At 43.4% G+C, this 12260-nt stretch carries 10 protein-coding genes; 4 read left to right on the top strand and 6 right to left on the bottom strand.

The features are described from left to right. Positions 1-6: 6 nt before the first annotated feature. Positions 7-507: a hypothetical protein gene (locus ABM313_RS09300; protein ID WP_434687492.1), complete on the bottom strand. Its 501-nt coding sequence runs from the start codon at positions 505-507 to the stop codon at positions 7-9. A 375-nt stretch (positions 508-882) separates the two neighbouring features. Next, positions 883-1515 (bottom strand): DUF192 domain-containing protein, encoded by a 633-nt coding sequence (locus ABM313_RS09295; protein ID WP_434687491.1) that lies wholly within the window; start codon positions 1513-1515, stop codon positions 883-885. 3 nt (positions 1516-1518) lie between these two features. Here ABM313_RS09295 and ABM313_RS09290 point away from each other — a divergent pair, with 3 nt between their 5' ends. Together ABM313_RS09290 and ABM313_RS09285 are read left to right on the top strand one after the other, a co-directional pair. Beyond that, positions 1519-3738: a glycoside hydrolase gene (locus ABM313_RS09290; RefSeq protein WP_434687490.1), complete on the top strand. Its 2220-nt coding sequence runs from the start codon at positions 1519-1521 to the stop codon at positions 3736-3738. Positions 3739-3837: 99 nt separating this feature from the next. Further along, complete coding sequence (locus tag ABM313_RS09285) at positions 3838-4320, top strand: late competence development ComFB family protein (protein ID WP_434688428.1); 483 nt, start codon at positions 3838-3840, stop codon at positions 4318-4320. Here ABM313_RS09285 and ABM313_RS09280 read toward each other — a convergent pair. Next, positions 4317-5144 (bottom strand): peroxiredoxin-like family protein, encoded by an 828-nt coding sequence (locus ABM313_RS09280; RefSeq protein WP_434687488.1) that lies wholly within the window; start codon positions 5142-5144, stop codon positions 4317-4319. The two genes, ABM313_RS09285 and ABM313_RS09280, sit on opposite strands and share 4 nt — an antisense overlap. A 153-nt stretch (positions 5145-5297) precedes the next feature. Between ABM313_RS09280 and ABM313_RS09275 the strand changes: the two genes are divergently transcribed. Beyond that, a complete protein-coding gene (locus tag ABM313_RS09275) occupies positions 5298-5720 on the top strand; it encodes a hypothetical protein (RefSeq protein ID WP_434687486.1) in 423 nt (140 codons plus the stop codon). Positions 5721-5956: 236 nt separating this feature from the next. Here ABM313_RS09275 and ABM313_RS09270 read toward each other — a convergent pair whose 3' ends face one another. Beyond that, the gene (locus ABM313_RS09270; protein WP_434687484.1) at positions 5957-8266 is read right to left on the bottom strand and encodes a CHASE2 domain-containing protein; all 2310 of its coding nucleotides are present in this window, start codon (positions 8264-8266) and stop codon (positions 5957-5959) included. Positions 8267-8366: 100 nt separating this feature from the next. Then, complete coding sequence (locus ABM313_RS09265) at positions 8367-9191, bottom strand: DUF928 domain-containing protein (protein ID WP_434687483.1); 825 nt, start codon at positions 9189-9191, stop codon at positions 8367-8369. Between the two features lie 484 nt (positions 9192-9675). Between ABM313_RS09265 and ABM313_RS09260 the strand changes: the two genes are divergently transcribed. Beyond that, on the top strand, positions 9676-9765 hold the full coding sequence (locus tag ABM313_RS09260) for a cytochrome b6-f complex subunit PetN (protein ID WP_094535177.1): 90 nt from the start codon (positions 9676-9678) through the stop codon (positions 9763-9765). A gap of 29 nt (positions 9766-9794) precedes the next feature. Here ABM313_RS09260 and ABM313_RS09255 read toward each other — a convergent pair whose 3' ends face one another. Then, positions 9795-12221, bottom strand: a complete 2427-nt coding sequence (locus tag ABM313_RS09255) for a CHAT domain-containing protein (protein ID WP_434687482.1) — start codon at positions 12219-12221, stop codon at positions 9795-9797. Between the last annotated feature and the right edge of the window lie 39 nt (positions 12222-12260).

Here is a 12260-nt window from a genome sequence, read left to right as displayed (position 1 = left end):
ATTTCGTTAGTATCCTAAACTTTCGTTATTTTTATCTTTAGGTAGCTCAGAGACATTAGATGGAACTTCGCGCTTGGGGCGCAGAGGAGCCGCTTGCAAAAAAATTGATTTTTCTGGACTCTCGCGCACTAGATCCCCGGGTTTCTTTTGCACCGATTGCAGCATCTCGTTATCAAAGGAGCCAGCCGCATTGGTTAATTGTCTTTCTTGGCGCTTGAGTTGTTCGAGCTTTTTATATTGTTGATTCCACTGCTCTTGAGCATATACAGTCCAGCCGTAGATGACAAATACCGAAATCGTGAGTAAAACAGTTGCGGCGATGGAAAGTTTTTGCGTAGTCATCAAAACTCGCAACCACAGAGGCAAAGGAAACGAGTTAGTTCTTGGCAGCCGCTTGACGTTGCGATTACTGGCTGGCTGGCGACTCGCTTGTCCTCGTTTGCTCTTGCGATCGAGAGGCTGAGGAGATCTTTGTGGTTCAGGGCTTCTCGCTCTGCTAGCTGTCATTTTTTTAACTCTTCTTTCACTCAAGATTCACCACTGCTACTTTTAGCACTTTCGGGGAGAAATTACCAAGTAGTTTTGAACATTTTGGGATTTATTTACTTTCTAATAAAAATATTGCTTTGCAAGATCTTTATTAAATAGGTAGACATAATTAGTAAGGATAGATGCAAAACCTAAGGTGAACATGCAGCGATCGCCACAGATTTTGAGATTGAATGTCTAATTATGTCTAGATCCTTACAGCAATTAATGATTGTGCTAACTACAAGGAATGTTTTGAAAGGGTTGCAAAGCAACCCTTTCAAAACATTCCTTGGTTTGGGTTTGAGCACAAATCTCTGTAGCAAATAATTTCAGACTCTAGAATTATAGTGGTCATTGATTTTTTGGCAACAAGAATTTAACAGAAATCCGATCGCCTTCTTTTAAACCGAGTTCTTGGGTCAGCCCAGCCCTCACTTCAATCACGTTATCCGCAACAACACCACCCTCAGGATAAATTGGACAGGGATCGCTTTGGCAAGTCGTCGCATTGCGGGCGATCGCTTTCACTTCACCATCAAGCAAGAAAATAATATCGAGGGGTGAAGGAGTATTTTTCATCCAAAAGGCGGTAGGACGTGCAGGCGTAAAGGGAAATAACATGCCGCGATCATCAGGTAAAGGAGGACGAAACATTAATCCTTTTTCCTGCTCCTTGACAGTACTAGCCACTTCTAAATGAATTTCACGTCCTGCAATGGTGGCTGTAGCAGTAATTGGCAAGTATTGAGCCAGTTCAGAGGTTGGTTTGGGTTTAGTTTGTGGTGCAATTGTCTGAGGAGCAGGCGATGATGTAGTAGTTACTGACGGAGTTGCTGTCTTTGGCACTTCAGTAGCAGCAGGCGCACAACCCATCAGGCAAATACTCAGGCTAAACGTACATAGCTTTATACAAAGTATTTGGATCGAACTAGGATTAGGTGTGTCACAATTTCTAGAAGTATCGCCAGTCATATTGCCAGTCATCCTATGTCATATCCTCTACATATCGCATTTATCTGGCACCAACATCAACCCCTCTACAAAAGCGCGATCGCAGGCAAATATCATTTGCCTTGGGTGAGGTTGCATGGCGTAAAAGATTACTTAGATCTGGCGTTGATGTTGTCAAGATATCCAAAACTACATCAAACGATCAATCTAGTGCCATCTCTTATTTTACAACTGCAAGATTATGTTGAGGGGAGGGCATTTGATCCTTATTTAGCGTTGACTCTGACTCCTGTCGATACGTTAACGCGATCGCAAAAGCATTTTATCGTCGAGCATTTCTTTGATGCCAATCATCAGACCATGATTGAGCCATATCATCGCTATGCTGACTTGTTAGCGCAAAGGCAAGCCTATGGGATCGAGTGGTGTGTCAATAATTGGCTAGCCCCAGATTTTAGCGACTTACTGGCTTGGCACAACTTGGCTTGGATTGATCCCCTCTTTCGCGAAGCCGATCCTGAAATTGCGGAATGGTACGATCGCGGCAAAGATTTTACCCTTGCTGATCGCCAGAGGATCTATAGCAAGCAGCGTGAGATTATTTCACGGATTTTGCCACAGCATCGGCTCATGCAAAAAAATGGACAACTAGAAATTACGACTACACCTTATACGCATCCGATCATGCCGCTTTTGGCTGACACGCAGGCAGGAAGGATTGCTGTGCCGCAAATGTATTTGCCCAATCATCGCTTTCGTCATGAACCAGACATTACCTTACATTTAGAAAAAGCCAAAGAAGTCTACCGTCAACACTTTAGTTGCAATCCCAGAGGTTTATGGCCATCAGAGCAATCCGTCAGCCCTGCCATCTTGCCCCATGTTTCTAAGCAGGGCTTCTCGTGGCTATGCTCCGATGAGGGAGTATTAGGTTGGAGTCTCGGACATTATTTCCGTCGTGATGAACGGGGAGCGATCGATGCGCCGCACCTGCTCTATCAGCCCTATCGCCTTGAAACTATTCATGGTGACTTGGCTATTATTTTTCGCGATCGCCTACTTTCTGATTTGATTGGCTTTAGTTACGGAGCCTTGTTGCCCCAAGCTGCTAGCGATGACTTATGCGATCGCTTGATGACAATTCAAAAACAGCAAAATGAATATTTAGCTGAGCATCCTGAAGGTAAGCCTTGGCTAGTGACGATCGCCCTTGATGGTGAAAACTGTTGGGAATTTTATCCTCAAGATGGCAACCCTTTCTTGCAGACGCTGTATGAGAATTTGTCTAACAACGAAAATCTGAAACTGGTAACGCCATCGGAATATTTAGACAAATTCCCACCAATCGATAAAATTCCACCGCATCAGTTGCACAGTGGCTCATGGATTGACTCTAGCTTTACGACATGGATTGGCGATCCTGTTAAAAATCGGGCTTGGGAATTGCTCGCTGAAGCGCGGCATGTCTTGGCAGGTCATCATGAAGCGACACCTGAGAATAATCCTGAAGTATGGGAAAGCCTGATGGCTGCGGAAGGCTCAGATTGGTTTTGGTGGTTTGGTGAAGGGCATAGCTCCAACGATGACGCAATGTTTGATCGCCTATTTCGTGAGCATTTACAGGTAATCTATCGTGCCCTCAATGAGCCAGTACCCCATGCTTTGCTCTATCCCCTTGAGCCACATGATGTGTCTACTAGCGATCGTCCTACGAGCTTAATTGAGCCGATGATTAACGGCAGGTTTGAAAGTGATGACTGGCAAGGTGCTGGTAAAATCGAAATTAGCGGGGCGAGGGGTGCGATGCACCAAAACACACCTGTCAAGCGTCTATGGTATGGTTACGATCATTTTTATTGCTACTTGCGCCTAGAATTTAGTAATCTAGAGAGCATCGCCCAAAGTAAACTACACTTGTTGTGGTTTTATCCTAGTCGGATTCATCCCAACAGTCCTGTAGAACTTCTTGGTATGCCTGACGTATCGCCGCTAAATTATTTATTTCGCCATCATCTAGCGATCAATTTTGCTGATAAGTCAGTCAAACTTCAAGAATCCACAGAAAAATTTCAATGGGAAACTATCGCAACTCACACAAAAATAGGTTTTGAGCAGTGCCTAGAAGTTGCTATACCTTGGAGCGATTTGGCAGTTAAGCCCCAGTCTGTAGCACGGCTGGTAATCCTGCTCAGCCAAAAAGAGCATTTTCAGATGTCTCTACCCGAATATACGATTATTCCTATTGAAGTACCTTAGTGTTGCGTTATTAAAGAGATAACAGTGGAAAAGCTAGAAAAGACCAGCATTGAGTCTATTGTTGAACAGGCTTTACAAGATGGCTACCTAACTCCTGCGATGGAAGCCGAAGTGGGGCGGATTTGCGATAGCGCGTTTGAGCTATCAGTTGAAGAGTACATGGCTCTTGATCGTTTGATGGGTGCATTGCTTACGGGGGAAGTCGTTGCTGTACCTCGCAAGCAATTTATCAACGTCATGGAAGAATTGGTTTTAAGTGAAGCTGTGGCAAGGGTCGCTGAGATCGAAGCCAATACTAATAAAGTTTTGGATTTGGGGGATATTGCTGCCTATGCGCTCAACCGTTTACCGCCTTTGTACGCCACTACTGAGCAAGGGGCTAATTATCAACGGGAGAGAGCGCTTGCCGATCTCCAACATTTAATCTCCCAGCAGGTCAAGGAAGCGATTGATCGCAACCTAGATCGTCCTGAATTCTTCCCCGATCGCTCTACTTTTGGTTCGGTAAACAAAGATTCAGTCCTGTCGCAGCTTAGTAACCTCCTCCAAGCCTATGCTCCTGACTTTGAGGAAAAGGCTTAGGCGTTGATTATTTCTTGATTATTTTCTTGATTATTGGGTCGAGTGGCTTGATCGGTAAATAGAAATGACAGGGGATAGCTGGGGTTAGCAGCGAATCCTAAAATGCCGTGATCGCGATGTTCATAAACCAATGCGTTTTGAGCATCAAATAAGAAAGTACCGCCGCGTTGTGTCATATACGATGCGTCGGGAACATAGGCGTTCCAATTTCTCAAAACCTCTGCCATATTTCGCAGTCGCAAAGTTGCTAGTTCAAAAGGACGCTGAAATCCACTACCACCAGCCCATTTAAAGAAGGAACCTCTCAAGGGTGGTAATGGAGATGCTTTAATTATTTCTTGATCGCTGATGAGTTGTGGTGCATGGCGATCGCCAAGATAACCGCGAAAAACTTCCTTTAAAGTTCCTTGGCTCCCAATGCCTGCACACATTAGCATCAGATTGACCCAAGCACTTTGTCCTGATGATAGTAGGGGAAATTTAGTAGTTAGTCCTGAGTAGAGATTTAATTGGCGATGCAGTTCACCCGTAGTATCGACAAACATCCAACTAGGATCAAAGCCAGTAAATTTACAAAAATATTCTCCCGATTGGCGATCACCGATGCCAATTGCCCGAACTGCGATTTCTGCTAATTTCAGGCGTTCGATGTCTCTCTGTATCCACCAAATATATTCGAGACTATCAAAATCACCTAGTTGAGGTAAAACTAAAATTAGTTTGCGAAATGCTGCTGGACAATTATCAAAAATTGAGGTGACGACACCATCACTTACACGTTGTCGTTGTGCTTGACTAAGAATTTTGTAAATGTTTTGCTGCATGGGATTGTATTGAGATTGCGATCGCAAGAAAAATTATATGATCAATTTAAGAAACATCTTTTGATGTAATCGCATCATCTAATTGCAAAATATGTGATGGTAAAGCCAATGAAACCTCCCTTTCATCTTTTAGTGTTTCTTTTTCTGGCAATAATGCCCAGTGCTGCATTGGCTGAGCCAGTCACTATCAAAACAACTCCAGCTAATACGAATTACTATCCTTGGATTGTACAACTCTCCCAAAGTCCAATTGATTGGTTTGCTAGTGATGTCAATGCAAAGGTTCAAGGACAAGCTTATCGAGTTGTCATTCTCCTTGAGGATATTTATAACAGAGTATTTATTGAGCAGGTAACATTTGGGACGGAAGGTTGTTGCAAAAAAGTAACTAACGCACGTATGGTTGATCTCAGAACTTTTTCTAAAAAATTTGGCTTTACAGATGAGATTAATGGATTTCGGTTTATGCGTTGGATCAGTCCAACATCATTCATCTTCCGTTACAAAGATCGCCTTTTTGTAATGACGGCGATCGATAGTCCCGAAGTTAAGGTCGAACCATATGCCGATGATTAATGACTGATGTTACGTGGAACTCAGATGGTGAATCTCTTGCTAGTAGCGAAGCAGGGCAACCACGGGGGGATTGCCCCTACCCCAAAATTCAAAGATTTCCGTAGGGGCTGTGCCCCCGTGCCAGCCCCCAACCTTTGCTATTGCAGGAATTCCTTCCACGTAACGTCAGTTAATGAGTAGCTCACCATACATAAACCCTAGAAAGCTGCCTGCCCGCTACGCGGGTGGGCAGCTTTTTAACAAATAACTAACTTGAGCCACGCCTTGAGATGAGTTGGTACTGTGGTGAAATGTACATAAATCGTTTTAGTATATGGCGATCGCGGTTGGGAGATATTAGAGATCGGCAGCTTTTTATCTAGTATTAATGCCTCAGATGTGACTTGTTCTGGTAGATGTTGATCAGGTTGTTGATGCTTTAACACTTTGGCATAGATTTCACCTTCAATCTCTAGCTGTTGAGTTTGGTCATAAACTTGAAGATGGAGTTTGAGATTGGATAGCACAGGAACCGCATGATCAGACAAAATCTCTGCTCCATAGGGAGATAGCTGTCGCAGTTCTCCCGCAAATATTTCTGAGCCGAGGTGCTTCTCTTCTAAAATACGGTAGGTAATCGGAATAGGCGTAGGTAATATTTGCAACGAATCACTAAGAGAAGGAAGTTCGAGATTATAAGTACCACCAATTCCGCAAATATCGTAGATTGAAATCGGATGCGATACACCTTTAGGCTCGACTTCCATAGAGCCATTAGTTTTGACGATTTCCTGTATTTCTGCATAGGTAGTTTCTGAAATTAAGATTTGTCCTCCCACAGTATAGGATTCGATTCTGGCGGTGAGATTTACATGATTGCCAACTACAGCGTACTTAGCGCGAGACTGGGAGCCGATGTTACCCGCTACGACTTCACCTGTATTAATGCCAATTCCCATGGCGATTTCGGGCAACTGCATTTGGGCAAGTTTCTCATTTACGGATCGCATTGCTAATTGCATGGCGATCGCACTAGCTACAGCCCTTGCAGCATCATCTTCTCGATAAATTGGTGCACCAAATAACACCAGAATCGCATCCCCAATAAACTCATCAATTGTGCCTTGATAAGTAGCGATCGCCTCGGTCATCGTGCCAAGAAACACATTGAGAATTTCCACAACCTTTTCGGGGGGCATTTTCTCGGAAATCGTGGAAAAGCCGCGTAGATCGCACATGAGGATAGTTACTTTGCGGCGATCTCCCCCTAGTTTTAGACCTTCAGGTGTTTCTAATAAACTTTTGACCACAGCATCGGTCAAATAACGGCTAAAGTAAGTCCGAATCTGCGCTGCTGTGATTGCTAGATAGCTAGTGACAATCACACCGCCACCGAAAAAGGCGATCGCCGCAGGGACAAAGGGCAACCACCAGCCATAGGTTAGGGCGATCAAGCAAGATGCAAATAGCCCTGCTGCTAAGACTAAGATGCTCAGCGATCGCCATATTAACAATTGAATTTTTCGGTTCTGGATGTTGATATTGCGCCATTGCCAAATCAAGGTGGAGCCAACTAGTGACCAACCAAAAATCCAAAGCCATTCCCAAGGTTCTTCCCATGACTGAATTGTGACTCTGCCGTCAAGGGTACTACTGAGAATATGGCTCACAACCTGAGCATGTACTTCCACCCCCGATGTCAAAATTCTGGTACTGCCTAGCCCACCGTCAAGGGGAGTGAAGAACCAATCCCTCATGCTAACCGCTGTTACCCCAATCATCACGATGCGATCGCGCAAAAGATCTGGTGCGATTTTTCCTTCTAAAACATCCGCCATGCGCACAGTCTGAAAACCTTGCAGTGATCGGCGGTAATTAATTATAAATTGATGACCACCCGCATCAATGCGATTATAACCACCATCATTTGTTTGTAATTTGGGTGGGTTAAGAGCTTGTTCAAAGGGAACTATTTTTTCACCGTCTAAATAGAGCAAAGCTAGCTGCAAGCCAAAACTAAGCCCTACTTTACCGTCAGGTAGCGTCAAAGATAGTAAGCCTCTCCGCACTCGTCCGTCCGTATCCAGAGGAAGATTGACTGCGCCAATTTGATCGACTTTGGCAAGCGCAGGCGGCGGTTTAATATCTGAAACTGAGAAATTTGATGCTACTAAATCAGGGGTTTTATAAATTCCAATTAAATTAGGAGTAGTCTTAAATAGATTCTCTAATTGTGGATATCCAGAATTATCGGTCTTGTCACGGGAAAGATCTAAACCGATCGCACGGGGCTTTTGCTGCCGTACTTTATCTAATAATTCAGTCAATAAAGCATCATCAATCGGCCATTGATATTGACGGATATCAGCTTCGTCAATGCCAATAATCACAATGCGGCGATCCTCTGGCTCAGGTGATCGCCATCGAAAAAACTGATCGAGCATGGCTAATTCGAGGGCTTCAAGTCCACCAATTAGCCGTAAGCTGATCACTAATAGGGAAATTGTGGGCGCAGCGATCGCAATCCCGCGCCATTTCCATAGGATGTTTTTTAATCGAGATTTCATCGCCATTTTCAAGTAAAGATTTGCCAGATAAAATCTCAAAGTCTATTTTTCTCATATAGCGGCTGCATAGACTTGATGATGCTTTAGCGCCTTGTACTTGCTAATAGCCGTATCTTTGTGGAGGCTTTGTAGGCTCTAAAGTTTGCTCAGGTGTGGTTACTGAGTTTTTCAAGAAAGCAAATGGAAGCACCCGATTAAGCGTTGCTGATTTCAGTAACTCAGTCCATTCACTGACAATTTCTGGCTTTTTATAAGCCCCTTTTTGAGCCTCAGCCAAAGTTTGCACAGTTTCAAACCAGATCCCCTCTTGAGCAAATAAAGCAGCGCGATCTAAAGGTAGCGAAACTTTTTTGAGTTGATCAACTAAATTTTGATTGGGCAAAACTCGACGTATAGAGCCGCTCACGGTCTCTGCATCTGTTAAATCACCAACGACAAACTCCCATATATAGTTTTGATTAGGCTTTAAAATTGGAGCATTATCAGGCATTTTAAAAGTAAGAATACCTGCTTTGTTTTTGATTTTAAAAGATGTGCGGTAAACTCGTTTGCCTTTAGCTAGCGAGCTATCAGATTCAAAAAGACGAAAGTATGCTTGACCATCAATTTCTGGGATTAAGAAATAAAATGTTGGACGTTCTGCAATCGTCTGAGGAACTGGCGAAGTTTGTGCTACTAAATCTGGCACTAGCCCAATTAGACAAGCTTGCTCGGTACAACCAGCGCTACGGGTGGCTCCTGGCACGGAAACAGTAAGAGTCCCAAGATTGCTAGGTGGAACATAGCGTACCCTGCGTGACTGAGCTTGAGCAGAAGGCATAAAAAGACTAAAAGACAATGGCAAAGCAATTACTGCACTGACAGCTAAGCATGAGTAAGCCGATGCTATCAAGAGCTTTTTGGATGAAAATTTCTGTAAAGACATGATGCGATCGCCTCTAGAAAAAATGATCTTTGTAGGTATGGTATGCAGCTTAAATTACTACTAGCACACCCACGAGATAGCTTGGTACTAATAAAGATTGCATTTCTTCGCAAAAAGTTGCTATGGACATTCGACTGAACATTTTTAATGTTTCTAGCACCGAAGGTGCTATAGCAATCCTAAATGGTTTGTGGAAGGACACCCCGAAGGGGTGTCCTTCCATAAACAAAAAAAATCCACAAATGATATAGGACTGCTATAAGTAGCTAGGCATAATTAATTACAAAGCAAAACCCGTAAAGTTGCGCCCCGCAGGGGCGCAACTTTACGGGTTTTGGTAATTTATTTTGCACAGGTACTTAGAAACACTAAAAGCAAGTTTCATGAGAATTACGGCAATAAGGTTTCGTCGCTTTCTCTTTGGCACGGTAAAGCGTATTATGATATTTAGAAAAATTTATTTAATTTAAATCGTTACAAAACTATGGATATCTTGTCATTGGGTTGGTTTGGTGTACTCGGAATGTTTACACTTTCGATCGCTTTTGTTGTCTGGGGACGCAACGGTCTATAAGATTAAAAAAGGGCGCTTTGCGCCCTTTTTTAATTCTCACCGATTAATGTAAAAGCTGCCCAATTGAGAGGATCTGGGTACTTTGCTTTGGTGGCAAGCATGGCTTGACGTATTGCCTTTGCTTTGTTCGGTTCAGCCTGAAATTTTTGATAAAACTTAGTCATCAATAAAGCTGTCGGATCATCAGGAACCTCCCATAGCGACACCACGACACTAGGTACTCCTGCGGTAATTAGCGATCGCGATAGACCAATTACACCATCACCCGTTAATAAACCCTGTCCAGTTTTGCAAGCACTTAGTACCACCATCTCCGCACTTAGGCGCATAGTCACAATTTCGCTAGCCGTCAAAAAACCATCGTCCGTTGAGCTAGGCGCAAGAGCGATCGCTCCTGGGATATCTCCTTTGCGGTATTCCTCTAACAAGCCGTGGGTGGCTAGATGTATAAATCGAGCAGATTTCATTTTCGTGACAACTTCCTTCTTTGTGGCTTGGTCACCTGTTAAAAATGTCGTATTTAGTAACGAGGCGATCGCTTTGGCTTCTTTTTCGGCTCCCAATAAAGTTGGTAATTGGATCGGTGGATCTCCCAAACTAGGCATAGTGGGATTGCCAACAATTAGAGTGGCTTGCAAATTAACTTTTTGCAATTGTTGGCGGAGTTGATGGGTGAGATCGAGAACTTGAATTGCTGGGGCAATCTGCACCGTATGCTGCTCAATTAAGAATTGACCTTGAGAATTAATCAGAGCCGCGAATGGAACTAGAAAAAGTAATCCTTGGGGTAAAAAAATGACTCTCGTATTCTCGTCTTGAGGGAGTAAGTCTTGAATTGGCTGGATCAGAATTTCATTTAATAGCTTCAGATCGGCATACTTATCCAATACTTCCTTGGGATCTTCGGCGATCGCACCTGAATCATTAAATAGGCTACGGACATCAGCAATCAGATCACCGATGGCAAGATCAAGTTTTGTGAGATCGACCTCCCGAAAAGCGATGTCACCAGAAGGTTGGACTACCCAAATATACAGTTTGATATATTCACCCTTGAGTTTTCCCTGTCCAATAAATGTAGGATCGGCAATCAGAGAATATTCCACCATTACGGCATTTTGTTGTTTGGCAATGCGACGAATATCCGCAATATCTAGATTCCTTATAGAATCTTCGCTGCGTGGGGATTCTATAAGAAGTTTGGGTTTGGGTTCAATTTGTTGTGGGCTAAGACGACGGGAGAGAAGTTCTGCAAATGCTCGGGCGCGACCTCTCTCGGCAATCTCTAAGGCGGCTTCAGGCTTTTTTTGAGCAACCATTATCTGCTGTAACAAATTAAAAGCATGAAGTTGCGTATCAAAAATGGAAACTTTATCGCCATCACTTAAGTTAGAGCGCAAAGATTCCAATAAATTTAGGCTAGTGAGAAACTTTTGTTCTGCTTCTGAATATTTTTGCGATCGCCATAATGTATATCCCCAATTGCTTAGCGTCATTGCTTCGAGACGACGATCGCCGATTTGTTCAGCTATTTTCCAACTTTGCTCTTGTAGAGATAAAGCCTTATCGTATTCCTGTAAAAATACATAGGCTAAACCCATGCCGCCGATTGCTGCACCTTCAAGGCGAGGATTTTTGATTTCCTTGGCTACTGTTAAAGCTTGTTCGTAATAGGCAATCGCTTCTTTATATTTGCGCTGTACATGGTAGCTAGAGCCAATATTATTCAGCGCGTTTCCTTCCGCTTCCCGAAACCCAATTTTTCTAGCATTATCGAGGCTCTGCTGGTAGTACTTAATAGCTTGAGGATATTCTTCTTGTGTACCTGCGATCGCACCTAAGCTATTCAGCAAAAACACAATTCCACTGACATTCCCTACCTCTTTCGCAATTTTAAGACTACGCTGATAAAAATTAACGGCGATCCTGTAGTTGCCAAGATCATAGTGAATATTACCGAGGCTAGCTAGAACCTGTCCTTCTCCTTGTTGATCATTGAGTTCTTTTCTAATTACTAATCCTTGGTTCTGAACTTCTAGAGCCTTAGCATAGTTCCCAATCACCCGATAGCTGTTACCGAGATTACCGAGGGCATTGGCTTCCGTTTGACGATCGCCTAGACTTTGTGCCAAAGCTAATAACTGCTGCAAATAAGCGATCGCTTGGTCATATTTGCCAAGCATTTTTGATGCTTCTGCTAAAGTCTCAAGGACATTGATCGCGCCTTTGTGATTCTTTTGCTGTTGATAAATTTTTAGTGCTTGTTGCCAACTAGCGATCGCTAGATCAAACTTTTTGGCTCGAAACTGCTGTAACCCAGTTTGGACAAGTTCATCTGCTGGAGAACTAGTCGGAATCGTAGGTGTAGGGCTGATAGGTGCAGCAGCCCATGCTGAGAGTGGTGTTATGAGCAGAATTGCACTGGCGATCGCGGTGAGATAGATTTTGTTTTTCATATAGCAATCCTTACTAGTTTGTAAGATTACGTCCCAAAG

Origin of the sequence: Pseudanabaena minima str. Chao 2107 (genome assembly GCF_051131155.1) — a bacterium.
Taxonomy (GTDB): domain Bacteria; phylum Cyanobacteriota; class Cyanobacteriia; order Pseudanabaenales; family Pseudanabaenaceae; genus Pseudanabaena; species Pseudanabaena minima.
The sequence above is the reverse complement of the archived record's forward strand: the minus strand, read 5'-3'. Positions and strand labels throughout refer to the sequence as shown.